Source organism: Methylobacterium pseudosasicola (assembly GCF_900114535.1).
Taxonomy (GTDB): Bacteria; Pseudomonadota; Alphaproteobacteria; order Rhizobiales; family Beijerinckiaceae; genus Methylobacterium; species Methylobacterium pseudosasicola.
Genome location: NZ_FOTK01000004.1, coordinates 171,649 through 197,088 on the forward strand (window position 1 = coordinate 171,649; position 25,440 = coordinate 197,088).

Here is a 25,440-nt window from a genome sequence, read left to right on the forward strand (position 1 = left end):
GATCCCTCTTCCACAGACGACCGACGACCCGGAGTAACAGCGTGACCACCATCCAGACCACCGCGTCCCCCCTGGCGACAGGCGCATCCGCCGATACGCGCGCCGTCCTGCTCAACCAGGTCTCCTGGGGCGCGATCTTCGCCGGCGCCACCACGGCCCTGGTGACCCAGGTGATCCTGAACCTGATCGGGGCCGGCGTGGGCCTCGCGTCCTTCGGCCCCAATGCCGCCGACAACCCGGCCGCCTCGACCGCCTCCATGGGCGCCGGGATCTGGTTCGTGGCCTCGGGCATCGTCGCCTCCCTGGTCGGCGGCGCCATCGCCGGGCGCCTGTCCGGCAAGCCGGTGGGCGGCTCGGCCGGCCTGCACGGCCTGGTCTCCTGGGCGGTGACGACCCTGGTCGTCCTCTACCTGCTGACCTCGGCGGTCGGCGGCATCGTCGGCGGCGCCTTCAACGGCGTGACCAGCACCCTGGGCGGCGCCGGCAACCTCGTCGGCGGCACGGTCCAGACGGCCGCGCAGGCCGCGGCGCCCTCGCTGTCGAAGATCACGAACCCGCTCGACGGGATCGAGAGCACCGTGCGCCAGCAGGCCGCCGGCCAGGATCCGCAGGCCGCCCGCGACGCTGCCGTGGCGGCCGTGAAGGCCCTGTTCACCGGCGACCCGGCTCAGAAGGCTCAGGCCGAGACCCGCGCCGCGGATGCGCTGGCCAAGGCGCAGAACATCCCGGTCGAGCAGGCGCGCCAGCAGGTCCAGGATTACGAGAAGCAGTACGACCAGGCGATCGCCACCGCCAAGCAGAAGGCCGAGGCCGCCGCCGTCGCCACCAAGTCGGCCGCCACGCAGGGCGCCTTCTACGCCGCCCTGGCGCTGATCCTCGGCGCGCTCGCCGCCTTCCTGGGCGGTCGCCTCGGCGCCCCCAAGCCCGTCACCCTGCTCGGCGCCTACGAGACCCGCCGCGCCTGACCCCCATCGGTCCCCGCCCATCGGCGGGGACCCCTCTCGACCGGCACAAGCCGGCCATCGCGCAACGCTGAAGGAGATTTTCGATGAGCAGCACCACCGACAAGATCAAGGGCCTGGCCAACGAGGCCGTGGGCAACGTCAAGCAGGCCGCCGGCAACGTGACGGGCAACGACAAGCTCGTGGCCGAGGGCAAGGCGCAGGAGCTCAAGGGCGAGGCGCAGAAGACCGTGGGCGACGTCAAGGACGGCGCCAAGAACCTGGCCGACAAGATCACCGGCCGGAACTGAGTCCGGTCGGCGGGGCCGGCTCCACCGGTCCCGTCCCGAGCCACCGCGAAACCAGGAGAGCAGCATGAACCGCGACCAGATCGAGGGCGCGTCCCGTCACGTGAAGGGCCGGGCTCAGACCACCCTCGGCGGCATCACCGGCGATCCGGGCCGGCAGGTGCGCGGCGCCGTGAACCAGGTGGCCGGCGGCGCGCAATACGTCTACGGCCGCGCCCGCGACCGGGCCGAGGACCTCGCCGAGGATGGCCGCCACCTCGCCCACGCCGCCTCCGAGCGGGCAGACCACCTGATCGACGACGGTCGCCGCTACGCCCGCGAGGCCCGTCGCCGGGGTGAGACCTACGGCCGCCAAGCGGTCCGCTACGCCGACACCAACCGCACCAGCACCCTACTCGGCGTCGCCGCCCTGGCCTTCGCGGCCGGCTGGCTCACCCGCCGCGGGCGCTAAGATCGAGCCTGATGCGGAAACGTGGAAGCCGCGTTTCCGAAACCATCAGGCGCTAGGCTAAAGCCAAGATCCGACCGACGCCCGGCCTCGTTAATGAAGGCCGGGCGGGTTCCGGGGTGGGCGGAGGAGGCGGCCGATGAGGCGGTTCGGCAAGCTTCTGCTGCGCCCGGAGATCGTGTTCCTGATCCTCGCCATCGGGCTCGGGCTCGCCGCCGCCGGCGCCTACTGGGCCTCGCGCGCGACGGTGCTGACGGTGGCGGTCGCCCCGAGCGACGGCACCGAACCGGCCGTGATCCAGGCCTATGCCGACGCCCTGGCGAAGCGGCACAAGGAGATCCGCCTCAGGATCCTGCCCTTCGACGACGTGCGCGACAGCGCCGAGGCCCTGCGCGACGGCCGGGCCGACCTCGCCGTGGTCCGGCCCGACGTGGCGCTGCCGGATAACGGCCTGACGCTGGCCATCCTGCGCGATCAGGCCATGATCATCGCCTCGCCCGAGGCGTCGGGCATCACCCGGTTTCCCGATCTTGACCGCAAGCGCCTCGCCATCCTGGCCCACCGGGACGCGGACGAAGCGCTGATCAAGGCGATGCTGGCCCATTACGGCCTGACACTCGCGAGCCAGGCGGATGAGGGGCCGCTGCCGCCCCGGCAGGTAGCCCTCGTCGAGGTCTCAGAGGCCGATCTCACCTCGGCCTTCACCCGCAAGCGGATCGACGCCGTGGTCTCGGTGATCGCCCCCACCGCCCCGACCGCGCAGCGCATCGTCGAGAGCGTCCAGGCGGCGAGCCGCAGCCGGAAGGTCGCGTTCGTCGATGTGGAGAATGCCGACGCCATCGTCGCCCGGATGCCGCGCCTCCAGATGGTGACCATGCCGGCCGAGACCTTCGGGGGCAGCCCCAAGGTCCCGGAGGAGGATGTGCACACGGTCGGTGCCTCTTACCGGCTGATGGCGCGCGCGAGCCTGCCCCGCTCGGTGGCGGCGGACGTGACCCAGCATCTGTTCGAGCTGCGCAGCGGCTTGGCGAACGTCACGGCCGCCGCCGATTACGTGCAGGCCCCGGCCTACGAGAGCACGGTCGGCGCCACGAGCGCGCGGCTGCCGATCCATCCGGGAGCGGTCGATTATTTCGAGCGCGAGCAGCAGAGCTTCATCGAGCGCTACGAGACCTGGATCTACCTGGTCGCCTTCCTGGGCGGCGGCATCGGCTCGGCCTTCGCCTGGGTCGGGCAGCGCCTGTCGCGGCTGCGGCGCGAGCGGGTCGAGGAGGCCACCGACCGGCTCCTGGCGATCCGGCAGGAGGCGCAGGATTCGCCCGATCCCGAACGCCTCATCACCCTCGCCCGCGAGATCGACGATCTGGCCGGCGACATCGCCCGGCACGCCCTGGAGCGCCCGACCGAGGCCCGGACCCTGTCGGCGGCGGCCATCGCCATCGACGCGGCCCGCTCCACGATCAAGCGCGCCATCGCGGCCGGGCGCCACGGCGACGACGCCCCGGCTCTGGCCGGCCAGACCGTGGCCTCTGGACCCGAGGCCGCCTGACCCGACGGTCAGGGCGCGTTCCGGCGGGCCCGCGCGGCGGCCCATTCCCGGTCGCGCTCGGCCTGGGCGGCGCGCTGCTCGGCGGCGTAGGCCTCCTGATCGGCCTGGTCCCGCTTCCGCTTGAGCTCGGCGGAGGCAGCCATCCGCTTCTTCCACGCCTCGGTCTCGGCCTTCTGGCGCCGCAATTCTTCGACGGTGATCGGCTTCACCGGCTCCTTCGGCTGCGCCCAGGCGAAGGGCCGCCGGGGCGGTGGCGGCGGCCGGCGCGGCGGCTCCGAGCTGGCCGAGGGCCCGGGACCGCGCAGGCCCGCGATGGCCGCGTCCAGCGTCAGCCCGAGGCCGGCCGCGATGCGCTCGGCCGCCGCCCGGGCCGCGTCCCGTTCGCCCGGGGTCGCACCGCGCGCCGCCAAGGCGAGGCACTTCTCGAAGCGGTCGCGCTCGGCCGGCGTCATGGCGGGTCCCGGATCGGCAGGTTCGGTGGGGTCATATACGGTTTCCGCGCGAACGGCTCGCGACGGCCCGCCTTGTCCCGTCAGCGGTTGTTCAGGAGCGCCCGGGCCAGGAGGTGCAGGGTCGCGCCGAGGCCGAGCGCGCAGGTCGAGACCACCAGGACCTGCAGGCCGCTGATCCCCGGCCGAGGGCCGAAGCTGTAGGCCAGCAGCGAGCCGCAGGAGCCGGCCGAGACGACGCCCGACGCGATGGTGTTGAGCCAGGTCGCCGAGAGCCGCCGCCGTTCATCGTTGATGTCGCCCATGGCCGGCTCCCGTCGTGGGCGAGGTCAAGCTTATTTTCATACAGAAGGAATTATTACCAGAAGTTGCGGCCTGCAGCAAGGCTGGGGTTCGAACCGGCCGCCCTCAATTCACCCCCGTCCGGCAGCGGGCATAGCCCCGGGAGATCAGCCGGCCCTGCCGCGCCGCGCGCTGGTCCGCCTCGTCGAGGTCGGTCAGCGCGTCGGTGATCGCCGCCACCAGGGCATTCCAGGCATCGCCCCGGGCGGCGCGGTGATAGGCCAGCGCGATCGCCTCGGCCTCGGTGAGCCGAATCTCCACGGGCGGTTCGTGCGGGTGTGCGAGCATGGCCAGTCCGTCCTGATGAGAACATATAGCGAACAAAACGCAGGAGCCGTCCCGGTTCAACCCTTGCGGTGCCGTGCCGCCGGATTCCGGTGGACGCCTGTTGATGGCGTCTGGAAAGCGCAATGAGGACGGGATCTTACCGTGCCCGGGGTCGCGTCAGCCGGCGGCGACCGGCAGCAGCAGGGTGAGGGTGGTTCCCCGTTCCGGGTCCGATTGGATCTGCGGGATGCTGGAGGCGTTCGGAGAGAGCCGGCAGGCGGCGCGGCGGACCTTCGCGAGCACTGGAATCGGGTTCTCCGCGATCGGCGCCGACCGGTTCGCCGCCGCGGGGGCGTGGTTCGGCGAGGACCGTTCGTTAACGCGCGCGCTGCATCCTTATCGGCACCGAAACCGTTGCGCGTAGCCAAAGTCCGGATGCTGGGGCGCCTGCCATGACCATTCTGAGCGTCCTCTGCCTCGTCACCGGCGCCACCCTGGCGGGCATCGCTCCGCGGCGATCGGTGCAGCAGGCGGCCCTGGAGAGCGCGGGCGGCAGCCTGATCGTGCTCGGGCTCGTCATCATCGGCGCGGGCCTGCCCCTGTTCGGCTGAGACCAGCGCGGATCCGACTCGCCGAGACGGTCTTCGCGACCGCAAGCAGCGGATCGACCGACCTGGGCCGCGCTTCGCACGCGGCGTTTCAGTCTTCCTGGGCGCGAGGGGTGATGTATCGCTGCGAAGATCAATCAGACTAGACCGGATCTGCGCAAGGTTATCCCGGCCAGTCCGCCTCTGGTATTTGCGGCAGATCGCCCCTATGGTTCGTTCTCTGCCATGTGTCTTTGTATTTTGAAGTGTTACAAAGAACGAATGTGAGGTGTTCCGAGCATGTCCGGTCTGGACGGGGATGAGACGCCGGGGAGCCGCCAGGATTGGCGCCACGATCCGCACCTGGCGCGCCGGGCCTTCGCCTCCGAGCGGCAGGGCGAGATCGTCATCCGGCATGCCGGCCAGCCCTGCCGGCTCCGCATCATCGCCAACGACACGCCGATCCTGACCCCATGACGATGCCACACGCCTGGTCGCGCCGCTCCCTCCTGGCCGCAGCCGCGACGGCGGCCCTCGCCCCGCGGGGCGCCGCTGCAGCGGCCTCGGCCGCCCGGATCGCCTCCCTCGGCGGCGCCGTCACTGAGATCCTGTACCGGATCGGCGCCGGCCCGCGGATCGTCGCGGTGGACACCACCAGCCTCTACCCGCCCGAGGCCCTGCGCGAGAAGCCGAATGTCGGCTACCTGCGGGCGCTCTCCGCCGAGGGCCTGCTCGCCTGCGGGCCCGATCTGGTGATCGCCGCCGAAGGCGCAGGCCCGCCCCCAGTCCTGGCCCAGCTGCGCGAGGCCGGCCTGCGCGTCGAGACCGTCATCGATCCGCCGAGCCCGGAGGGCGTCCTCGACAAGATCGCGGTGATCGGCCGCCTCGCCGGCCTCGAGACGGAGGCCGAAACTCTGGCTGCCGAGGTCCGCGCCCATTTCGCCGCGGTGGCGGCCCGCCGCGCCCGGATCGACACGCCGGCCCGGGCGATCGTGGTCCTGTCCCTCCAGGGCGGCCGGACGGTCGTGGGCGGCAGCGGGTCGACGGCGGACGGCATCCTCACGCTCGCCGGCATCACCAACGCGGCTGCCGGCGTCGCCGGGTTCAAGCCGATGACCGACGAGGCCATCGTGGCCGCCGCCCCCGACGCGGTGGTGATGATGCAGAACGGCCCGGAGCCGCCCAAGCCCGAGACCGTTTTCGCCCCCGACTCGGCCCTGGGCCGGACCCCCGCCGGCGCGCAGGGCCGGCTCATCGCCATGGACGGCCTCTACCTCCTGGGCTTCGGGCCGCGCACGCCCGAGGCCGCCACCGAGCTGATGCGCGCGGTCTATCCGGGCCTGCCGGGTGAGTGAGTTTTTCGTCGACTCGGAATGTCCCTTTCTCGACCTCATCCTGAGGTGGCGGAGCGAAGCGGAGCCCTCGAAGGAGCCCTCCAGCGATCGCGGTGATATCTGGAGGGCTCCTTCGAGGCTTCCGCTGCGCGAAAGCACCTTAGGATGAGGGGGCGATTGGGAGATCCCCGGGGTCTGCTGAACCGCCGCGCCGCCCAGCCGTGGGTGCTGGCGGCGCTTACCCTGCTGATGCTCGCCGTGGCGCTGCTCTCGGTGAGCCTGGGGGCGATCCGGATCCCGCCGGAGCGGGTCCTGGCGGTGCTCACCGGAAGCGCGGGCGATCCGGCCCTGGCGCGCGACGCCCTGGTGGTGCTCAACATCCGTCTGCCCCGCACCCTGCTGGGGCTGATGGTCGGCGCCGAGCTCGCGGTCTCGGGCGCGCTGATGCAGGGGCTGTTCCGCAATCCGCTTGCCGATCCGGCGCTCGTCGGGGTCTCGTCGGGGGCGGGTTTTGCCGCCGCCTGCATCATCGTGCTGGGCGACCGGCTGCTCGCCTATGCCGGCGTGCCGGGGCCGCTGCCCTATCTGGCGTTGCCGGCCGGCGCCTTCCTGGGGGGCTTGAGCGCGACGCTGATCCTCTACGGGCTGGCGACCCGGTCCGGCCGGACCGCGGTGGCGACGATGCTGCTCGCCGGCATCGCCCTGGGGGCTTTGAGCGGCGCGCTCACCGGCCTGCTGACCTATGCCAGCGACGACCGGCAATTGCGCGACCTCACCTTCTGGTCGCTGGGCAGTCTCGGCGGCGCCACCTGGGGCAAGGTCGCGGCCTCGGCGCCGCTGATCCTGCCGGTTCTGGTCGCGGTGCCGTTTCTCGGGCGCGGCCTCAACGCGCTGGTGCTGGGGGAGGCGGAGGCGTTCCATCTCGGGATCCCGGTGGAGCGCCTGAAGCGCGCCTGCATTTTTCTGGTCGCCGTCGCGGTGGGGGCGAGCGTGGCGGGTGCGGGTGTGATCGGCTTCGTCGGCCTCGTTGTGCCGCACGCCCTGCGGTTGGCGATCGGCCCCGAGCACCGCCTGCTGCTGCCGGCCTCGGCGCTGCTGGGTGGCGCGTTCCTGGTGCTGGCCGACGTCGTCGCCCGGCTGGTCGCGGCGCCGGCCGAACTCCCGATCGGGATCGTCACCGCCCTCGTCGGCGCGCCGGTCTTCCTGTGGCTGCTGCTCGGCCGGGCGCGGGTCGTCGCCGATGCCTGAGCCGGCCCTGCTCTCCGCCCGCGACCTCACCGTCACGGTGGCCGGGCGCGACCTCGTGCGCGACGTGTCCCTCGACGTGGCGGCCGGCTCCCTGCAGGTGATCGTCGGCCCGAACGGCGCCGGCAAGTCGACCCTGCTGCGCCTGCTCTGCGGCGAGCTGCGCCCGAGCCGCGGGCAGGTCGCCTACGGAGGCGAGGCGGTGGGCGCGATCCCGGCCTGGCGGCTTGCCGCGATGCGAGCAGTGCTGCCGCAGGCCGCGCGCCTCGCCTTCCCGTTCGCCGCTTCCGAGGTGGCCCGGATCGGCCTCGACGGTATCGGCCGGGGCCTCAAGCCCCGCGACCGCGACGCGATCCTGGCCCGCGCCCTCGACCGGGCCGATGTCACCCATCTCGCGACCCGGGCCTACCCGACCCTGTCGGGCGGCGAGCAGGCCCGGGTGCAGTTCGCCCGCGTGCTCTGCCAGATGGAGGCCGGCCGCACGGTCGCGGACGGCCAAGTGCTGTTCCTCGACGAGCCGACCGCGAGCCTCGACCTGCGCCACCAGGGCGCGCTCCTCGACGCCGCCGCAGCACTCGCGGCCTCCGGAGTCGCCGTGGTTGCGATCCTGCACGACCTCAACCTTGCGGCCGCCTATGCCGACACGCTGTTGGTCCTCGAAGACGGCCGGCTGGTCGCCAGCGGGCGTCCCGCGGACGTGCTGCGGGACAACCTGATCGCCCGGGTGTTCGGGGTGCGCTGGCCGGTCGGAAAAATCCCTGGCCCGGATCAGCCCTTCATCCTGCCGCACCGGACCTGATCTCCGGTTCGGACCAGTCCCGGTCTCATCGGAGCTCCGCCCCGACACCCCGCCAAAGGGCTGAGCCCTTTGGAAACCCAGGCTTACCGGTGCCGGGACGGGTGGTATTCCCGGTAGCTCAGGCCGAGCACCGCGGCGAGCAGGCCCGCGCCCCGGCACAGGGTGTAGAAGCCGCCGATCAGCGTGGCGGGCCGCAGCGACAGCCCGGCGATCCCGAGGCGCGCCAGGCCGCCGCCGAGGCGGGCCAGGCCCCGGGCGGCGTTCGAGAGCCGCCCGCTCACCGTCTCCGGCCGGAGGCGGCCGAGATAGGCCTCGACGCTGCCGCTGCGATACCAGCGGGCCAGCAACCAGCGGACCCGCATGCGGTGCGCCGGGATGCTGTCGTACACGATCGCATCGGGCGCCCAGGCGATTCTGTGCCCGGCGCGCAGCAGGGCGTGGAAGAAGAACGTGTCCTCGCCGCCCATCGTGTTGAAGCGCATGTCGAAGGACAGGCCCAGCGCCGTCACCAGCCGGAGGTCCAACAGAGCGTTGGCCGTATAGGCATCCGTCACCAGCCCGTTGCGAACCGGCAGGGTCTTGGCGAAGAAGCCGCCGGCCACGGCCCAGGCCGGGGGGATCTGGTCGAAGAGCGGCACCACCGGGCCGACGCAGGCCGGGACGCCGACCCGGAAGGCCGTGTCGAGCAGGCTGCGCAGCCAGGCCGGGTCCGGCACCTCGTCGTCGTCGATCAGCGCGATCCAGTCGGCGCCGAGCGCGTTGGCCGCCGCGAGGCTGCGGTTGCGCACCGCCGCCAGGCCCCGGACCGGCTCCCTTGCATAGGTGATCGGGAAGCGGCCCTCAGTTCGGTAGGCCTCGACCACCGGGATGGCAGCGTCGCTGCGGCCGTTGTCGACCACGAGGATCCGCAGGGCGGAATCGGCGAGGCTGCCGAGCCGCTGCCGGTCGATGGCCTTGAGGAGCTGCGCCAGGCCGGCCGGGCGCTCGCAGGTGCAGATGCAGATGCACAGGCGCATGCAATTCACCTCTGTCCGACGGGCAGCGTGTCCGGCATCGCGGGGCGCAGGCGTTTCCCGAAGCGCTTGCCCGCCGCCTCCACCAGCGACCGGGTCAGAAATCGCCAGGCCCGGGGCCGGGCGAGCGCCAGGACGGCGCCCCGGAGCCACCGGCCGCCTTGGGCGGCGTCGATCACCCGGGCGATGATCTGCGCGGTGGCGAGGCTGTCGCGATAGGCGTGGGCGGCTTGCCGGATCTCGGCGGATTGCGCGCCCTGCACGGCCCAGGCCGCGAAGGCTGCGTCGAGGCGCCGGATGTCGGCCAGACGCAGCCGGTGGGACAGGGAGGACGCCCCCCGCCGGTAGCCGTAGCCGGCATAAGAACTGACGATGAAGCGCGCGCCCACCGCCAGCGCAGCCACGCAAAACAAGAAGTCCTCACCGATCCGGACATCGGCGTCGTAGCGCAGGCCGTGCCGGCGCACGAGATCGGCCCGCAGCATCGGCTTGAGATAGCCGAGCTTCACCCCCGGGGTGAGCATCCGATTGCAGGTCAGGTACTGCGCGAGTTCCACCGTGAACAGGTAGGGCTCCCGGCCGCGCTCCAGCATGCCGGCACCCTGCGGGTCGAAGCTGCCGGCGAACGGGATCGGGTTGTCGGCGATGATCTCGGCATCGGTGGCGGCGGCGAGGTCCAGCAGGGTCCGGGTCCGGTCCGGAACGATCAGGTCGTCCGCGTCGAGGATCGCCAGCCAGCGGCCCCGGGCGGCCCCGATGGCGGCGTTCCGGGCGGCCGAGGGGCCACGCGGCGCGCCGGGCTGCACCCCGTCGAGGGGGATCCGGCGGATGCGCGGCTCGTCCGCCGCCAGCCGCGCCAGCACGGAAGCGGTGGCGTCCACCGAGCCGTCATCGACCACCAGGATCTCGACCGCGACGCCGACCTGGTCGAGGGCCGAGTGGATCGCCGTCTCGATCCAGGGGGCGGCATTGTGGGCGGCCATGAGGAACGAGACGTCCACGGGGGCAGTCCGCGCATCGGCCACGATCTGATTCGCCATCACCCGTCCTGCCCGCTGCCCCCGGAAAGCCCATGCGGGGCGGCCGAGGCCGAGCATGCCGCGAAGTGGACCCGGCACACGACGCATAAAGGGCGTAGGGCGGCGGCGGCACCGTCTCATTGCGGGGGATGGAAGACGCCCGGGGCGGGGCTGATTTTTCCGGCGGGTCGAAAAGCCGGCAGGTCACGGAGTGGCCCCCGGATCGGGCGCTATACCGCATTTCGCCCCGCCGCCATGATCAAATGGGCAATGATCGATACCTATATTGTACTATTCATGAAAAAATCAGACATTATTGCAACGCGGCCAGAGAAATCAGCTTTGATATTTGTTAAACTTTATGTCTCCAGATGTTGCTGTCGGGCGCAGCCAGGAACGGACGGCCCTCCGAGGGCATCAATCACGGGGGATCTCGGTGCCCATCCGGTTCTATTTCGATGTCGAGAACGGCAGGGAGACGATCCGCGACCACGAGGGCGTGGACGCGACGGATCTGGCCGAGGCCCTGACCGAGGCGCGCAGCGTCATCCGGGAGATGGCGGAGGAGGTCTGCGCCGACGATCCCGACACCGCGTGGACGCTGGTGGTGCGGGACGCGACCGGTGCCGTGGTGGCGCGGTTGCCGATCAAGCCGTCGTCGATTTCAGGCGCTTGAGCGATTCGAGCCCGGTCTGCCCGGCGAGCGCGTCCGCCCAGATGATGAGAACGGCATCGTTGCCGAAATAGACGGGTGCGATGCGCAGGCCGGGGTTGCCGGCTTTGAACGCTTCGAGATAATCGGGGTCGCACTCGGTCCGCCGGACTGTTCCGATATAATCGTTCTTATCATTGTACATGTCGTAATATCCGGACACGATCTTGGCCTCCGGAACATCCGTCGCACGCACGATCCTGGCGGACTTGTTCACGAACAGGGCATTCGCCATCGAATTAGGATTCTCGTAGTCGCGCGGAATGGCCCTGGACAGGCCCTCGAAGAAGGCCAGCCCCGTGAGGTGGACCTCCGGGCGCCAGACCCAGCGGGTCGCCCCCATCCCCTTCATGACCTCCCTGTAGTGCGCAGGGGTGTCCGCCACCGTCTTGGCGAAGGCCTCGTCCGTGAGCATCGCGCTCTCGTCGATGCCCCCGAGCATGAAGATATTGCTTTTGTGCTGGGGGATCTTGTGAGCCAGCGACAGGATCGCATCGCTGGCCTGCACCGATAGGGACAGGGACGACCGCGGATCCAACACCTGAATCGCCGTCGCGGCCGGCGACGATACCGGATCGGTCTCCCCGTCCTCCTGCGCCGAACGGAGCTTCAGGGACGCGTCGACCTGCATCAGCATCAGCGTGGTGGCTTGATGGGACGTCACAGACCCTACGGGGTTCATCGCTCCGCCTCCGAACAGCTACGTTCCGGCACGGAAACCGCGCCCTTGACGTCGTGAAAGACATGCCGGCGGTCATCGAACGACTTTCCGAGCCATCGACGTGCGCAGCACAGTCGAAGACGCCCGAGCGAGGACGCCCAAGTCTCGGCGTCCACGCGCTGGTGCGATCCCGCCCGCATTCCGATGCGCCCCCGGCGCCGGCCGAAGACGAAGCCACCGGCATCGCAGCCGCAACCGGATGCAGCATGACGAAATGCAATCGGGGAGGGGATCCCGCGTCAAAGTCGCGTTCAGGATCGTCATGATCCAGGCCGAGCCGGCTCGCGGCTCCATGCCTCGCTGGCTGCTATGGAGACCGAGAAGCTCTGTCGTGTCAAGCCAAAGATGTGCTTGGCGATGAGACTTGGGTTTATCTGCGGCATCCTCCGCAGGATCTTCGGCATTTCTGAGCAATGCGGCGCCTCATGCGTCCCGTTGGGTGCGTATTTTCCATTCCGGCGCGTGGTCTGGATCGCTCGGCTATCGGTGGTTGCTCCGGTGGGAGCCCAGGCGCCTGCGGGCTGAGGTGAGTCTGAGTCTCTGTGCAGCGGGCTTGCGCAAACCCCCGGCCCGCTACGTCCTTCGGAGGAGGCCGGCTCCCGCCAAGGATGGCCCATGGCCAGCCTATGGAGCGCGGGATCCCTCCTTTTGCGCGGGCGCGACCGCCCTTCGCCGCGGGCGAACCGGTGGCATGTCTCGCAGGCGCCGAATCCTGCCGCGTCCGTGCGAGGCCCGATCATGCTTCATCAGGTGGCCCGTCGCGAACGGACGATCGGCGGCGCGCTCGCGGCCGGCGGCGGGTATGGCGGCGGCTTCGACAGCTTGCGGCTCGTGCTCGCGCTGCTGGTCATGATGTTTCATGCCGGCGCCACGGTGAGGAGCACGCTCTGGACCGACACGCTCACGCCCCTGACCCACAGCCTCGTGCCGCTGTTCTTCGGCGTCAGCGGTTTTCTGGTCGCCGGAAGCGCGTCGCGGCTCCCGGTCGGGCCGTTCCTGGTCAACCGGGCCCTGCGGATCCTGCCCGCCCTCACCGCCGTGAGCCTGGTCACGGCCCTCGTCGTCGGCCCGATGGTTTCCACCTACGGCCCAGCCGCCTATTTCGCGCAGCCGGCGGTGTGGCAGTACGGCGCGAACAGCATCGGCCTGTTCCGTGGGCAGCTTCCCGGGGTCTTCACCCAGAACGGGCAGCCCGGTATCGTCAACGCCGCCCTCTGGACCCTCGCCTACGAGCTCGCCTGCTACGGCCTGATGGCGGGCCTCATCAGTGTCGGGCTCCTGCGGCGGCCTCGGCTGCTCCTGGCGGTGGCGGTGACGCTCGCGGTCACGCCCGCCCTGCTGGAGGCCCTCGGCCTGCTGCCCCTGTTCGCGCGGAACGGGCTGTTCCGCCTGGTCTTCCTCGGTCGCGGCGCGATCCTGTTCGCCGCCTTCCTCTGCGGCTGCCTGCTCTATGTCTGGCGCGATGCCGTGCCCCGTGACGGCCGGTTGCTCGCGGCGGCGCTGGCAGGAAGCGGCCTCGCCCACTGGCTCGGCCCGGACCGGTGGCATCTCGTCGATCCGGCCCTGTCGGGGCTGTGCCTGGCCTACATCGCCGTCTGGATCGGCGTCACGGATTTCGGCGGCAGGATCGGGCCGTACAAGGTCGATTACTCATACGGCCTGTATCTCTACCACTGCCTGGTCCTCAACGTCGTGGTTCTCCTGGTCCCGCAGATCGATTCGGTGACGTCGCTGGTCCTGCTCGCCATCGGCCCGACGATCCTTGTCGCTGCCGTATCGTGGCACGGCATCGAGCGGCCGAGCCTGCGCGCCCGCAAGGGGCTCGGCCGGATCGCGAGCCGCACCGTGGCGGCCCTCGCAGGGACGAGACTCGGTTTCCAAAGGGCGAGCCCTTTGGCGGGGTATCGGGGCGGAGCCCCGATGGAGCAGGGCGCCGCCCTGCACCCGCAAAAGGTCCCGGACCTTGTGAAACCCTGACGTCTAGAGGGGATTGATCAGTGCGGGGCGCCGGGCCGCCCGCGTCGGTGCCCGCAGGATCCGGCGGGCGGGGGATTCGAGGAGCCGCCACGAGGCTTCCGCCAGGAGCAGGGTCAGAGCCAGGTCCAGCGCCAGGGTGACGGGCCGGGGTGCGGCGAGCGGCAGCCCGAGGGCCGCCAGCACCATCTCCGCGTGCAGGGGCACGTGGAACAGGTAGGCGCCGTAGCTGATCACGCCGATCCGGCGCAGCCAGGGGCTGTCCAGGAGCGCGACCGTGCGGCTTTCCGGGGATTGCACGATCTGCAGCAGCAGCAGCGCCGCGAGCAGCCCGCTCAGGCGTCCGACCACCAGCCACCGATCCATCTCCCCGACCAGGGGCGGCAGGGTCATGAACAGGGCGAGCGTGCCGACCATCGCGGCATCGCTTCGGAGCCATCCCGGCAGGGGCGCCGCGCGCAGCCCGGCCAGTCCCCCGAGGGCGATCAGCCCGAGATTGACGACGGTGTCGACGTCGAAGCTCACCGGCCAAGCGCCGGCCGACCACAGGGCGACATGCATCAGCACGCTGGCGCCGATGAGCGCGCCGCACAAAGCCCCCAGATAACGCCGCGGCAGGAATAGAGCCGCCGGTGCGAACAGCAGGTAGAATTGCTGCTCGACCGCCAGGCTCCAGAGATGCCCGAGCTCCGTCCCCCAGCCGTGGCGCTCGACATAGAAGTTCGTCCCGTAGAGCCAGGTCGAAAGCTTGAACGCTTCGTCGCCGAGGTTCAGCGAGCGGCCCAGCGGGGTCGTGTAGAGCGCGAGCAGGAACACGTAATAGACCGGCACGATGCGGGCGAATCGGTTCCGGTAGAACGCCCGCAGGCTGTCCATCGGCGTCGCGGCGCCGGCCTCGATGCGCGCCCGGGACGCCGCCAGGATGCGGACGATCAGGAAGCCGCTAAGCACGAAGAACAGCCAGACCCCGGCGCTGCCGACCGGCTCGGTTCGCGGGCTCGGCACCTTGTGGCTGACGAAGACCATCAGGAAGGCCGCGGCCCGCAGGCCGTCGAACCCGATGATGCGGTGCTCGCCGGCATCGCAGCGTCGCTTTCCGAAAGCCGGCGACCACCTTTCGGGACGAAGCTCTAACGGGACCATGCACGCCTCGTCCGATTCGGTCCCGCTGTGTAGGCCGACCCGGTGCGAGGTCGGCCTACCTCGATCGGCGTAGGCGAACCCACCCGATCATCTGCCACATTGCTGTATTCGGCGTTAGCGCGTTCCTGTTTAGGGTTGTTTAACAATATCGAAGTGGGGTATGATCGCGATGGCCCGTCCGAATCCGGGTGGAACACTGATGTGAACGGCCATCGCTCACATACGCCGGTCCACGGACAATTCGAGATCTTGCGGCCATGCGGTCCGCAGGCCGCCTCGAGGCGTCGCTGCCTTGAGCGCCCTAGGACCGGATGCTCGATCCGCCCGAACCGGGATGGGACGGCTGCTCACCGGCGCATCCCGAGCAGGACGACCAAGCCCACGGCGATGGCAGCTCCGGCCTGGGCCGCCAGCAGCGCGGCCAGCCAGCCCTGGAGCAGGCCCGCTGCGAAGCCGATCGCGCCCCCGATCAGGGCGGCGAAGACCAGTAGGACCAGCAATTACTTATCTCCACTGGTGATTCGGCCGTCTCGAGGCAGTTGTATCTCGCATGTCTGCAGGTGTGCCAACATCTTCAGACATTCACGTGCCCAATATTTGCTCAGTCCTGGCGACGCCTTGTGCGGCCGCGTGAAATCCCGGGTTTCGATCGCATCTCGCACTGCCTGTTGCACCTTTCGCACCGAGTGAGGAGCCGCCGCCATGCTGCGCCCGGTTGGGACACCCCCCTCCATCACCCCTTCGTCGCCGCACCATATGGTCGAGACGATCAACGAAGCGTTGGTCAAGACATTGCCGGCGGCGTCCCCGGCGCGACTCGGGTTCCGGCTCAGCTGGACGACGAAGCGGGGGCTCGATACCGCGGTCGCGTTGACAGCCCTGTGTCTCCTGCTGCCGCTGCTGCTGTTCATCGCCCTGCTGATCTGGGGCAGCGACGGCCGCGCGCCGATCTTCCGGCACGCGCGGCTCGGCCGGCACGGGCGTTCCTTCGGCTGCCTGAAGTTCCGGTCCATGGTGCCGGACGGCGACGCGGTCCTGGCCGCGCATCTCGCGGCGCATCCGGAAGCCCGGGTCGAATGGGAGGCGACGCACAAGCTGACCCGGGATCCCCGGGTGACGCCCCTGGGCCAAGTCCTGCGCAAGACCTCGCTGGACGAACTGCCCCAGCTCTGGAACGTGCTGCGCGGCGAGATGAGCCTGGTCGGGCCCCGCCCGATCGTGCAGAGCGAGGTCGCGCGCTACGGCACGGCGTTCGCGGCCTGCTTCTCGGTCCCGCCGGGGCTAACCGGGCTGTGGCAGGTCTCCGGCCGCTCGGACACGACCTATGCCGAGCGCGTGGCGCTCGACCTGGACTATGCCAGCCGCTGGAGCCTGCGCCGGGATCTCGCGATCATGCTGCGCACCGTCCCGGCGGTTCTCCGCCAGCGCGGCAGCCGCTGAGACGCGCGGCCGTCAGGCCGGGTCGTCGGTCTCCAGGGGCGCCACGAGGCACAGGCGCCAGAACTCGACGAAGCCGACCGCATACAGCGCGACGAGAAGGCTGAACCCGGACATCGTTTGGCCCCGCAGTGACCGCGAGACCTGAGCCTGCCGGGAAATGGTTAACGGATCGTTACCGTTTCCATCATCCCGGGCAAACGGCCCTACCGGCAGACGATCGAGCCCTTGAAACCGCAGGGATCGCCCAGCTTCGTGAAGGCGACGCGCTCGAAGGTGGCGGTGATCGGCCGGCCCGGGTAGCTCGCCGGCCCGAGCCAGGAGACGAAGTCGGCGCCCTGGCCCATCCAGAGGCTGAGCATGATCTTGCCGGGATGCGACGGGATCGGCCGGTCGGGGGTGGCCCGCACCTCGCGCAGCAGCCGTCCGTTGACCGACCAGCGGAGACGGTCGGGCAGCCATTCCAGCGCATAATCGGCCATGGTCGTCGCCGCGTCGAAGCCGAGGCTCTCGATGGTCTCGTGCTGGCCGGTGCCGCCGGTGAAGTAGTTGAGCTGGACGCCCTTGGTGTCCTTGCCCAGGAATTCGAAGTCGATCTCGTCGTTGGTCCGGCGGTCGCCGTCCTCCGCACCGTTATAGGTAAAGAACGCCGAGACGAGCCCGGAGGCCGCGCCCGCCCGCATCCGGACCTCGTAGGTGCCGTAGCCGTAGCGCTCCTTGGTCTGGATCTCGGCGCAGGTGAAGGCGCGCTCCTTGTAGGGGCTGTCGGACAGGGTGAGGGTCAGTTCCCCGGAGGTCGGGATCTGGACGCGCTGACGCGACCACGTGCAGTTCTGGAAGTCGCCGTTGACCCAACCGTCGGAGATGTACCAGCGCCGGTCACCGAGGGTGGAAAACGTCTCCACGAAGGAGCCGCCGCCCCGGAAGGCCGGCGCGTCGCCGGTGGGTTGAGCGGCCTTGTCCCCGCCTGCGGCCGGCAGGACCGGCAGCAGCAGGGCCGTCGCCAGGCAGGCGCGGCGGATCGGGTGGCGCGGTCTCGTCATGCTCATAGCCTCGCCGGTAGAGAATTCGGGGCGTCCGGCGGGAGTATCGGCGCGATCGGTCGACGGAGCCGTGATCTTTCGGACGAGCGGATCCGGCGCCCGAGCCCTCCTTTTGGACGATCTCGCGCCCCGCGCGCGGTCCGCTTAGCCTGCGGGATGGTCGTCCGGCCCCGCCGGCCGAAGGCGTTTTGGAGTCGTCCGGTGCGAAGCGTCCAGGCCCAGACCGACGGAGCGGATGTCTGCGTCATCATCGCGGCGCGCAACGCCGAGGCCACCATCGCGACCGCGGTCGCCTCGGCGCTGCGCCAGCCGGAGGTCGCGGAGGTCATCGTCGTCGACGACGCCTCCACGGACCGGACCAGCGCCGCCGCCGAGGCTGCCGGCGACGGCTCGGGCCGGCTGAAGCTGCTGCGGCTGACGCGCAATGCCGGGCCGGCGGCGGCCCGCAACGCCGCCCTGGCGGTGGCGACCGCGCGGCTGCTCTGTGTCCTCGACGCCGACGATTACTTTCTCGACGGGCGCCTGGGCCGGCTCCTGGCCGCCCCCCGCACCTGGGACTTCATCGCCGACGACATCGTCCTGGTCCGGGGCAACGCGGCGGCCGCCGTCGCCGGCCTCGTGACCGGGCCCGGCCAGCCGCAGCGTCTCTCGCTCGAGGCCTTCGTCGCCGGCAATATCGGGCGGGCGCGGGAGCACCGGCGGGAACTCGGGTTCCTCAAGCCGATCATGCGGCGCTCGTTCCTGCAGCGCCACGGCCTGCGCTACGACGAGCGGCTGCGGCTCGGCGAGGATTACGCCCTCTACGTCGAGGCTCTGGCGGCGGGCGCCGTGTTCGCCGTGACGGCGCCCTGCGGCTACGTGGCGATCGAGCGCGCGGACTCGCTGAGCGCGCAGCACCGGACCGACGATCTGGGGGCGATCATCACCTTCGACGACGCGATGCTCGCCCGGTCGGGGCTCAGTGCGGCGGCCCGCAAGGCGCTTCGGGCCCATCGCGACGCCACGATGCGGAAATGGCAGCACCGGCGCGTCCTCGACCGTCGGCACTCGCACGGCTACACGGCGGCGTTCCGCGAACTGCTCCAAGCGCCGAGGGCGTGGCGGCACATCCTCTCGGAGACCCTGGACGCCAAGCTGGCGCGGTTCGTTCCGGCCCGTGGTCCGGAGGGAGATGCGGCGCCGCGCCTCCTGCTCGGGCCGGGGCAGGTCTTGCGGCCGGCGCGATAGTCGCGCTGCCGGACGGGCTCGTCAGTGATCGCGCGCGCCGTTCTGCGTCCGGACGGCTGACACGTCGCATTGCACGTCATCGAGCGCGCAGCGCACCCGCTCCAGCGCGGCACTGAATAATTCGGTGCTCTCAGGGTCGCTGGACTGCACGGCTTGCGCATCGCGAAAGCTGTCCAGCAGATACGGCATCATCTTCCCATGAAGGGCCAAATAGGCCCCGGGATTCGAGAGTTCATAGACGACTGCCAAGGCATGATAGGCGCGCACCAAAACCTCGAGTGCAACATCCGCACTGTGTGAGCCCCGGTCGCAATCATCGCTGCTCTTCATCGCGCCAATAAACTAATTTCCGCTCTTATCGGGGCGTAACATGCTCTATCAACACTGTCGACGCTTTCAGTCATGGCAATTATCGTCGTCGAAGCGCGGCGCGAGATTTAGCGCGGGCTCATGGCTCAACTGCAACAGTCGGGTCTTCGGCGGCGTTAATCCGCGCGGCGACTTCAGCCCTGCATGTATCGGCTCGGCCGGATCATGGTGGCGATCTTGTTTTCGACCTCGACCAGGACGCTGTTCACAAGATGGGCCGCGCCCTCGACCGTCCCGGCGGCAAGAGTTTCGCGGCCGCCGGTCTCCTGAATGATGCGGAAATTGTCCTCGACGAACGCGCGAATCTTCTGCTGGATGCCCTCGAACTCGCCCGGATGCGCGGTCTCGTAGAGGAGGGCCAGAGCGAGATAGGCGCGGCCGACCATATCGAGCGCCAGACTTGCGCTTAGTTCGCTGGTCTCACTCTGTGTGGGGGGCACGGCGGGTGAATTCCCTGTCAAGCGCTCTGTTGCAAATCTAGCAGTCTGTTTGGTCGCGGACAATCAAGAAAAAAACTTTTGTCCGTATTTTTATTGAATTTTCAGCCGTTTAGCGTCCGCATGAGCGAGGCGGATATTGATTCCGTCGCGGCAATGCGCCTGATCGAGATTTGGAGGCTGCATCTCCCGAGGCGTCAATCGGCCGAGCCTTGGACCATGAATTTTTCAGCCCTGCCATGCATGGACTGCCATCATGATTCTTAGATAAATTGGGCTCTAATCGAATATCCACCTATAAGTAGTACGCCTGTCCTGTAATAAATAGCGACATCGAATGTTAAAATCATATCTCTGTGCAGAGACGGCAAAGAATTACTCAAGACAAATGCTCGTGTCAAGCCACTTGATTGACGCAACTTTAGGATTGTAGTCTATGGGCATCAGTCTCTGGAAAAGAAATCTCTTATGTTGATCCTGGAAAAATGCAAAATTGTATACAAGATGTCCTTTCCGATCCTTATCATGGCGCTCGTGAGCGCGGGGACAATCTATTATACACTCAGTATGTTGGGTGACATTACGGAGCGGAATCACATTCTGGTCGACTATTACGTCGCGCGCCTGGAAGCGTTCGCGCAGGTCCGCCAGGATTTCCAGACGGCCGGCCTGATGAACCGTAACATCCTCATTGGTCAGCCGGAGCGCGAGCTTCCCGAGTTCGAGAAAACCTTTCGTGACTCGGTGAAGCGCACGGCCGACAATATCGAGAGCCTCGCTGCGGGCTCATTGAAGCAGGAGGTTCGTGATCTTCTGATCGATATCGGCAAGATCACGCGTGAGTATTACGACGTTCTCGATAAATCCAATGTTCTCGCCCTTGGGAAGGATCGTGCCACCGCGACCCAACTGGCCATGGTGACGAGCCGTGAGGTCGCCAAGCGATTCGAACAGACGTCGCGGATCTACGAGGACCGGGTCGATGCACGGCTCGCCGACGGGAAGAAAGCGACGGAGGCTGCGGCCGCGCAGGCCCGGCTGGTCCTGATCGGTTCGGCGGCGGCGGGCCTGCTCATCGCTCTCGCGCTCTCGGCCGTCATCATCGTATTCGGCGTGACGCGACCGCTCGGCAGCCTCGTCGCCGTCCTGCAGCGCATGGCGAGGGGTGAGATCGACGCCACCATCGCGGAGGCGCGGCGGGGCGACGAGATCGGCTCGGTCGGGCGCGCGGTCGAGCGCATCAAGGCGAGCGTCGCCCGCAGCGCCGCCGAGGAGGCCGAGCGCAAGCGGGCCGTCGAGGCCGCCGCCTCCGCCGAGCGCAGGCGCGCCCGGCTGGAATTGGCCCAGAGCTTCGAGCAGGCGGTCGCCGGCATTGTCGAGCAGGTCGCGTCTTCGGCGACCGAGCTGCAGGCCACCGCCCGCGTGATGACGGATATCGCCCAGGAGGCCGGTACCCAATCCGGTGCGGTGGCGGTCGCGGCCGAGGAGGCTGCGGTCAACGTCAATACGGTCGCGGCCGCCACCGAGGAACTCGGCAGTTCCATCCAGGAAATCGGCCGGCAGGTGCAGGGCTCGACCGACCTGGCCCAGCGGGCGGTGGGCGAGGCCGACCAGACCGCGGCCCTGGTGGCCGAGCTGAGCGCGGCCGCCAACCGGATCGGCGACGTGGTGCAGATGATCTCGGCGATCGCGGCGCAGACCAACCTGCTGGCGCTCAACGCTACGATCGAGGCGGCGCGTGCCGGCGAGGCCGGGCGCGGCTTCGCCGTGGTGGCAAGCGAGGTCAAGGAACTGGCCGGCCAAACCGCCAAGGCCACCGAAGAAATCGCCGGTCAGATCGGCCGGATCCAGGGGGTGACCGGCGAGGCGGTGGGCGCGATCGGCACGATCACGAACCGGATCCGCGAGATCAACGGGGTCGCCAGTTCGATCGCCGCGGCGGTGGAGCAGCAGGGGGCGGCGACGCAGGAGATCGTGCGCAACATCGCTCAGGCGACTGCCGGGACCAAGGAAGTGACCGGCAACATCGTCGGGGTCGCGGACGCCTCCGAGCAGACCGGCGCAGCGGCCGGCAACGTCCTCTCGGCGGCCACCGGCCTGTCGCGCCAGTCGGAGCGGCTCTCGGCCGAGGTCGATCGCTTCCTGGCCACCTTGCGGGCCGCGTGACCGGGCTGGGGTGAGAGCGCGACGGTCGTCCGGGCCTGGAAGACCCCAGGTTGCCGCAATCAGAAAATCCGCGCCAGGCCCATCCGGTCCTGCGCGAGGCCCTGCATCGCCCGGAGCTTGAGGGCCAGGATCCGGTTGTGCCGGGCCATCGTGCGGAGCGCCTCGGCGGTCGCGGGATCGCCGGCGCGGGCCAGGGCCTGGGCGGCGGCGGCCATGTCGGTGGCGGTGGCATCCGCCAGCGCCGCGGCGTGCTGATCCTGCGGGGACGACGAGGTCGGTCTGGCCATGGCTGCTCGCGATCGAAGGCTGGCCCGATCCTCCGAACGAAGAGTTAACAACTGGTAAACCGCGCGGTGCTCATTTCCGGACGGGGAGGCGTCCGACGAGCCATCCGGCCTCGTCGCGCACGAGCAGCGTCCAGGGCGGTCCCGGATTTTCGTCGGCGATCTCGTCGGCCATCTCGGCGATGACACTGCGCGCCTCGAACAGGGCCTCCGCCAGGTCGGCGGCCTCGACGCCCGTCGTGTCGTGGAACGTGATCTCGGCGTTCGCCAGCTCGAAGTAGAAGCGTGCGGCCAAATGGACTCTCCTTGGCCAAAGTCCCCGAGCGAGTTCGGCCTGATGATCTTGCCCGCCTAAACCCTCCGACATCCAGCCCTAAAAGGAGAGAAAAAGACTTAGCTTTTAGGCTGGTTGATCTCACGCCGGCGTCAGGAACAACGCGGGATTCCCGGGGCCTAAGCCCTGGGAGGTATCCGGCCGGTATTCGGGGCGTCCGGGTCGCTCTGCCGGACCGGGGCCGCGCCCTACCCCGTCCCGCCGACCGCCCCTACGCCTAACTCCTGAGGTGCCGCCGCGACGGCCTCGCCGTAGACAGAAGATGTCCAAGCGTTCGCGGTGCGGCGAGGCAAGGACAAGGCAAGGACACGGCAAGCATGAACATCACGATGGTCGGGTCGGGCTATGTCGGGCTGGTCTCCGGGGCGTGCCTGGCCGATTTCGGCCACAGGGTCGTGTGCGTCGACAGCAATCGCGATCGGATCGACGCGCTGAAGGCCGGGCAGATCCCGATCTTCGAGCCCGAACTCGGCGCGCTGGTCGCCGAGAACGTCCGCCAGGACCGGCTGTCCTTCGTGGCCGAACTGGAGGCGGCGGTCGCGGAGGCAGACGCCGTGTTCATCGCGGTGGGCACGCCGTCCCGCCGGGGCGACGGCTTCGCCGACCTGTCCTACGTCTATCAGGCGGCCCGCAGCATCGCCCGGGCGATGACCGGCTTCACCGTGGTGGTGACCAAGTCGACGGTTCCTGTGGGCACCGGCGACGAGGTCGAGCGGATCATCCGCGAGATCCGGCCGGATGCCGATTTCGCCGTGGTGTCGAACCCCGAATTCCTGCGCGAGGGCGCGGCGATCTCGGACTTCAAGCGCCCCGACCGCATCGTGGTCGGCACCGAGGATCCCCGGGCCGAGGCGGTGATGCGCGAGGTCTATCGGCCGCTCTACCTCAACCAGGCGCCGATCCTGGTCACCTCGCGGCGCACGGCCGAGCTGACCAAATATGCCGCCAACGCGTTCCTGGCGGCCAAGATCACCTTCATCAACGAGATCGCGGACCTCTGCGAGCAGGTCGGCGCCGACGTGCAGCAGGTCGCCCGCGGCATGGGTCTCGACAACCGGATCGGCGGCAAGTTCCTGCACGCGGGGCCGGGCTATGGCGGCTCATGCTTCCCGAAAGACACCCTGGCGCTGGTGAAGACCGCCCAGGATGCCGGCACGCCCCTGCGGCTGGTCGAGACCGTGGTGGCGGTCAACGACCAGAGGAAGCGCGGCATGGCCCGCAAGGTGATCCGGGCCTGCGGCGGGGTGCGGGGCAAGACGATCGCGGTGCTGGGCCTGACCTTCAAGCCGAACACCGACGACATGCGCGACGCGCCCTCTCTCGCGATCGTCGCCGGCCTGCAGGATGCCGGCGCCCAGGTCCGCGCCTACGATCCGGAGGGGATGGAGCAGGCCCGGCCGCTACTGCCCGGGGTCGATTTCGCGCAGGATCCCTACGCTTGCGCGGAGGGCGCGGACGCCCTGGTGATCGTCACGGAGTGGAACGCCTTCCGGGCGCTGGATCTGGCGCGGCTGCACGCCACGATGCGGGCGCCGATCCTGGTGGACCTGCGCAACGTCTACCGGCCCGAGGAAGCCCGGCTGCACGGCTTCGCGTACACCAGCATCGGCCGCGCCGAGGCGCCGGCGGCCGCGGCGCAGGAGCCCGCCCGGCCGCGCCTCGTCGCCGGCTGAAGCACCCGCCCCGGTCGCCGGATCAGGCGATTGGGGCGGCCCAAAACAAAGAGCCGTGCCCGATCACGGCGGATCGGGCACGGCTCTTTGTGGTCCGGTCGTCTTCGGGCGGCGATCAGGCCGCCGGGGCCTTCACGCTGGCCAGGCTCGAATCCTCGCGCAAGAAATACTTGTTGGTCAGGTACGCGACTTCGGTCCGGTTCTTCGCCTTCAACTTCTTCATGATGTTGCGGACGTGAACCTTCACCGTGCTCTCGCACATGTTCAGCTCGTAGGCGATGATCTTGTTGGGCGTGCCCTTGCGCAAGGCCCGGGCGACGCAGAGCTGGCGGGGGGAGAAGATCTCGTCCTCGCCGGCCTCGACCGGCTCCTCGACCTTGATGCTGGCCAGCAGCGGGAACAGGCATTCCGCCGGGATGTAGACGCCGCCCGCCTGGACGAGCTGGAGCGCCTGCAGCGCGATGTCGACGGAGGTCGTGGTCGGGATGTAGCCCTTCACCCCGAGCTTGATGGTGCGCACGATCTGGTCGAGGTTCTCCCCATCCGAGATGACCGCCACCGGCGGGGCGTCGACCTCGCCCTGAAGCAGCGCCAGCTCCCGGGTGATCTCGGCCCACTCGGTCTCCGACAGGTTGCCGTCCGGCCGGCACAGCACGACCACGTTGGCGGCCGCGAACGGGGTCTGACGCTTCCAGGACTCGATGTCCGGGAAGACTTCGAACACCGTATCCTTGTCGGCTTCCCGGAGGGAGGCGGCAAGGCATCGGCCGACGAGTTGCCGCCGATCGATGATGACGATGCGGTTCGTGCGGATCAGGATCGGGTCCCGCTGCTCGATGACGGCCGGACCGTCACCGCCCTGCACCCCCGGGAAGCCATTACGGCTCTGGAGAGTGTCCCGCTCAACGATGACGCGCTCGTCTCGAGTACCAAGACTGGCCATAAGAAGTTACCTCCTTTCGCAGGAAGCCCATTGTCAGACGAGGGCGTGGGAACCCAATGAACTCGCCATCGGCGTGACACTGGCGGATTACGGTCGATCTGGCGCCTTATTGGGTGGCTCTCGATGACCGTGGATATAATGCTAACTTTCGTAAAATGCGCTGTAAATACCCCATACGCGCCTATTTGATTAAATTTCTACGCAGGTTAATTCAGTCTCGAACTACGTACGTAGCAGAACCTCCAATCGGCGGCGGCGTCCTCGTTAGATCTTGCCGCGCTTTCGTGAAGTCTTTCCCTGTGTGTCGCCGCTCATCGGGGCATTGCGCCCGTATCGCGATGATCGACCGGAAGGTTTGACCGGAAAAAATATCGATCCGGTGGCTGCTGTGTTTTCGGCGGCGTGACCGACCGTTCCGAGAGCCGAATTCAGTTGTCGGAATCAGTCTTCGCCGTTCTATTTTGCCTGCTCAGCTTCGAGTCTGGAATGCTGGCCGGTCTCTGTCGATTTGCCGCCTCAAAGAACAGTTTTCGCCGTTTGGCCGGCGTATAGGGACAGATTTTGCAGGACGGTCGAGGCCACGGGCCCCCGCGACGGCCCGGACGCGGTGATTCGCCGGCGAATCAGTGCCGATAGCGCCCGCGCCGCCGGTTTCGGATTGGGGGGATTCGCCGAC

The 25,440-nt window shown here is 69.0% G+C and carries 30 protein-coding genes; 15 read left to right on the plus strand and 15 right to left on the minus strand.

What is annotated here, in order from left to right; translation table 11 throughout:
* The first annotated feature begins 41 nt into the window (after window positions 1-41).
* The 4 genes from BM228_RS06030 (at window position 42) to BM228_RS06045 (ending at window position 3,246) form a co-directional block, all read left to right on the plus strand.
* Window positions 42-965, plus strand: a complete 924-nt coding sequence (locus BM228_RS06030) for a PhnA-like protein (RefSeq protein WP_092038128.1) — start codon at window positions 42-44, stop codon at window positions 963-965.
* Window positions 966-1,048: 83 nt separating this feature from the next.
* The gene (locus tag BM228_RS06035; protein ID WP_092038131.1) at window positions 1,049-1,252 is read left to right on the plus strand and encodes a CsbD family protein; all 204 of its coding nucleotides are present in this window, start codon (window positions 1,049-1,051) and stop codon (window positions 1,250-1,252) included.
* A gap of 64 nt (window positions 1,253-1,316) precedes the next feature.
* Window positions 1,317-1,700, plus strand: a complete 384-nt coding sequence (locus BM228_RS06040; protein WP_092038133.1) for a CsbD family protein — start codon at window positions 1,317-1,319, stop codon at window positions 1,698-1,700.
* A gap of 136 nt (window positions 1,701-1,836) precedes the next feature.
* Complete coding sequence (locus tag BM228_RS06045; RefSeq protein WP_092038135.1) at window positions 1,837-3,246, plus strand: TAXI family TRAP transporter solute-binding subunit; 1,410 nt, start codon at window positions 1,837-1,839, stop codon at window positions 3,244-3,246.
* Window positions 3,247-3,254: 8 nt separating this feature from the next.
* Here BM228_RS06045 and BM228_RS06050 read toward each other — a convergent pair whose 3' ends face one another.
* From BM228_RS06050 to BM228_RS35800, 4 genes are all read right to left on the minus strand, one after another.
* Entirely contained in the window at window positions 3,255-3,698 is a 444-nt protein-coding gene (locus BM228_RS06050; RefSeq protein WP_092038137.1) for a hypothetical protein, read from the minus strand.
* An 80-nt stretch (window positions 3,699-3,778) separates the two neighbouring features.
* Window positions 3,779-4,000 (minus strand): hypothetical protein, encoded by a 222-nt coding sequence (locus tag BM228_RS06055; protein ID WP_092038138.1) that lies wholly within the window; start codon window positions 3,998-4,000, stop codon window positions 3,779-3,781.
* Window positions 4,001-4,103: 103 nt separating this feature from the next.
* Window positions 4,104-4,325: a hypothetical protein gene (locus tag BM228_RS06060; RefSeq protein WP_092038140.1), complete on the minus strand. Its 222-nt coding sequence runs from the start codon at window positions 4,323-4,325 to the stop codon at window positions 4,104-4,106.
* Between the two features lie 156 nt (window positions 4,326-4,481).
* Complete coding sequence (locus BM228_RS35800; RefSeq protein WP_280142316.1) at window positions 4,482-4,607, minus strand: hypothetical protein; 126 nt, start codon at window positions 4,605-4,607, stop codon at window positions 4,482-4,484.
* Window positions 4,608-4,756: 149 nt separating this feature from the next.
* On the opposite strand from BM228_RS35800, the gene BM228_RS34530 reads away from it, so the two are divergent.
* The 5 genes from BM228_RS34530 (at window position 4,757) to BM228_RS06075 (ending at window position 8,269) form a co-directional block, all read left to right on the plus strand.
* Window positions 4,757-4,915 (plus strand): hypothetical protein, encoded by a 159-nt coding sequence (locus BM228_RS34530; RefSeq protein ID WP_167367670.1) that lies wholly within the window; start codon window positions 4,757-4,759, stop codon window positions 4,913-4,915.
* Window positions 4,916-5,191: 276 nt separating this feature from the next.
* Window positions 5,192-5,368, plus strand: a complete 177-nt coding sequence (locus tag BM228_RS34535; RefSeq protein WP_167367671.1) for a hemin uptake protein HemP — start codon at window positions 5,192-5,194, stop codon at window positions 5,366-5,368.
* On the plus strand, window positions 5,365-6,246 hold the full coding sequence (locus BM228_RS06065; protein ID WP_092038142.1) for a heme/hemin ABC transporter substrate-binding protein: 882 nt from the start codon (window positions 5,365-5,367) through the stop codon (window positions 6,244-6,246). The genes BM228_RS34535 and BM228_RS06065 overlap by 4 nt, the downstream gene beginning before the upstream one ends.
* Before the next feature lie 144 nt (window positions 6,247-6,390).
* Window positions 6,391-7,473 carry a FecCD family ABC transporter permease gene (locus BM228_RS06070; protein ID WP_092038144.1) on the plus strand — a complete coding sequence of 361 codons (1,083 nt, stop codon included), beginning with the start codon at window positions 6,391-6,393 and terminating at the stop codon, window positions 7,471-7,473.
* Window positions 7,466-8,269, plus strand: a complete 804-nt coding sequence (locus BM228_RS06075; RefSeq protein WP_092038146.1) for a heme ABC transporter ATP-binding protein — start codon at window positions 7,466-7,468, stop codon at window positions 8,267-8,269. The genes BM228_RS06070 and BM228_RS06075 overlap by 8 nt, the downstream gene beginning before the upstream one ends.
* A gap of 83 nt (window positions 8,270-8,352) precedes the next feature.
* Here the strand turns inward: BM228_RS06075 and BM228_RS06080 are convergent, their stop codons facing one another.
* The gene (locus tag BM228_RS06080; RefSeq protein ID WP_092038148.1) at window positions 8,353-9,285 is read right to left on the minus strand and encodes a glycosyltransferase family 2 protein; all 933 of its coding nucleotides are present in this window, start codon (window positions 9,283-9,285) and stop codon (window positions 8,353-8,355) included.
* A 5-nt stretch (window positions 9,286-9,290) separates the two neighbouring features.
* The gene (locus tag BM228_RS06085; RefSeq protein WP_092038149.1) at window positions 9,291-10,322 is read right to left on the minus strand and encodes a glycosyltransferase family 2 protein; all 1,032 of its coding nucleotides are present in this window, start codon (window positions 10,320-10,322) and stop codon (window positions 9,291-9,293) included.
* 415 nt (window positions 10,323-10,737) lie between these two features.
* On the opposite strand from BM228_RS06085, the gene BM228_RS06090 reads away from it, so the two are divergent.
* Window positions 10,738-10,977 carry a DUF6894 family protein gene (locus tag BM228_RS06090; protein WP_092038150.1) on the plus strand — a complete coding sequence of 80 codons (240 nt, stop codon included), beginning with the start codon at window positions 10,738-10,740 and terminating at the stop codon, window positions 10,975-10,977.
* Here BM228_RS06090 and BM228_RS06095 read toward each other — a convergent pair.
* Window positions 10,949-11,650, minus strand: a complete 702-nt coding sequence (locus tag BM228_RS06095; RefSeq protein WP_139234048.1) for a hypothetical protein — start codon at window positions 11,648-11,650, stop codon at window positions 10,949-10,951. The genes BM228_RS06090 and BM228_RS06095 overlap by 29 nt on opposite strands.
* A gap of 822 nt (window positions 11,651-12,472) precedes the next feature.
* On the opposite strand from BM228_RS06095, the gene BM228_RS06100 reads away from it, so the two are divergent.
* Window positions 12,473-13,711, plus strand: coding sequence for an acyltransferase family protein (locus BM228_RS06100; protein WP_167367672.1), 1,239 nt, complete (start codon window positions 12,473-12,475; stop codon window positions 13,709-13,711).
* A gap of 3 nt (window positions 13,712-13,714) precedes the next feature.
* Here BM228_RS06100 and BM228_RS06105 read toward each other — a convergent pair whose 3' ends face one another.
* Window positions 13,715-14,851 carry an acyltransferase family protein gene (locus tag BM228_RS06105; RefSeq protein ID WP_092038155.1) on the minus strand — a complete coding sequence of 379 codons (1,137 nt, stop codon included), beginning with the start codon at window positions 14,849-14,851 and terminating at the stop codon, window positions 13,715-13,717.
* A gap of 347 nt (window positions 14,852-15,198) precedes the next feature.
* Window positions 15,199-15,351, minus strand: coding sequence for a hypothetical protein (locus BM228_RS34540; protein ID WP_167367673.1), 153 nt, complete (start codon window positions 15,349-15,351; stop codon window positions 15,199-15,201).
* A 202-nt stretch (window positions 15,352-15,553) separates the two neighbouring features.
* Between BM228_RS34540 and BM228_RS06110 the strand changes: the two genes are divergently transcribed.
* Window positions 15,554-16,291: a sugar transferase gene (locus BM228_RS06110; RefSeq protein WP_092038157.1), complete on the plus strand. Its 738-nt coding sequence runs from the start codon at window positions 15,554-15,556 to the stop codon at window positions 16,289-16,291.
* A gap of 203 nt (window positions 16,292-16,494) precedes the next feature.
* Here BM228_RS06110 and BM228_RS06115 read toward each other — a convergent pair whose 3' ends face one another.
* Window positions 16,495-17,331, minus strand: a complete 837-nt coding sequence (locus BM228_RS06115) for a glycoside hydrolase family 16 protein (RefSeq protein WP_092038333.1) — start codon at window positions 17,329-17,331, stop codon at window positions 16,495-16,497.
* Between the two features lie 201 nt (window positions 17,332-17,532).
* Here BM228_RS06115 and BM228_RS06120 point away from each other — a divergent pair, with 201 nt between their 5' ends.
* Window positions 17,533-18,558: a glycosyltransferase family 2 protein gene (locus BM228_RS06120; RefSeq protein WP_092038335.1), complete on the plus strand. Its 1,026-nt coding sequence runs from the start codon at window positions 17,533-17,535 to the stop codon at window positions 18,556-18,558.
* 21 nt (window positions 18,559-18,579) lie between these two features.
* Here BM228_RS06120 and BM228_RS06125 read toward each other — a convergent pair whose 3' ends face one another.
* Both BM228_RS06125 and BM228_RS06130 read right to left on the minus strand, forming a co-directional pair.
* Entirely contained in the window at window positions 18,580-18,888 is a 309-nt protein-coding gene (locus BM228_RS06125) for a hypothetical protein (protein ID WP_092038158.1), read from the minus strand.
* A gap of 173 nt (window positions 18,889-19,061) precedes the next feature.
* On the minus strand, window positions 19,062-19,367 hold the full coding sequence (locus tag BM228_RS06130; RefSeq protein ID WP_244537035.1) for a hypothetical protein: 306 nt from the start codon (window positions 19,365-19,367) through the stop codon (window positions 19,062-19,064).
* Window positions 19,368-19,832: 465 nt separating this feature from the next.
* Between BM228_RS06130 and BM228_RS06135 the strand changes: the two genes are divergently transcribed.
* Window positions 19,833-21,530, plus strand: coding sequence for a methyl-accepting chemotaxis protein (locus BM228_RS06135; RefSeq protein ID WP_092038161.1), 1,698 nt, complete (start codon window positions 19,833-19,835; stop codon window positions 21,528-21,530).
* 59 nt (window positions 21,531-21,589) lie between these two features.
* Here the strand turns inward: BM228_RS06135 and BM228_RS06140 are convergent, their stop codons facing one another.
* Both BM228_RS06140 and BM228_RS06145 read right to left on the minus strand, forming a co-directional pair.
* Window positions 21,590-21,817: a hypothetical protein gene (locus BM228_RS06140; RefSeq protein WP_092038163.1), complete on the minus strand. Its 228-nt coding sequence runs from the start codon at window positions 21,815-21,817 to the stop codon at window positions 21,590-21,592.
* A gap of 70 nt (window positions 21,818-21,887) precedes the next feature.
* Window positions 21,888-22,109 (minus strand): DUF6894 family protein, encoded by a 222-nt coding sequence (locus tag BM228_RS06145; protein WP_092038166.1) that lies wholly within the window; start codon window positions 22,107-22,109, stop codon window positions 21,888-21,890.
* 356 nt (window positions 22,110-22,465) lie between these two features.
* Here BM228_RS06145 and BM228_RS06150 point away from each other — a divergent pair, with 356 nt between their 5' ends.
* Window positions 22,466-23,821 (plus strand): UDP-glucose dehydrogenase family protein, encoded by a 1,356-nt coding sequence (locus tag BM228_RS06150; RefSeq protein ID WP_092038167.1) that lies wholly within the window; start codon window positions 22,466-22,468, stop codon window positions 23,819-23,821.
* Between the two features lie 115 nt (window positions 23,822-23,936).
* On the opposite strand, the gene BM228_RS06155 is transcribed toward BM228_RS06150, so the two are convergent.
* Entirely contained in the window at window positions 23,937-24,764 is an 828-nt protein-coding gene (locus BM228_RS06155) for a LuxR C-terminal-related transcriptional regulator (RefSeq protein ID WP_092038169.1), read from the minus strand.
* Window positions 24,765-25,440: the final 676 nt, after the last annotated feature.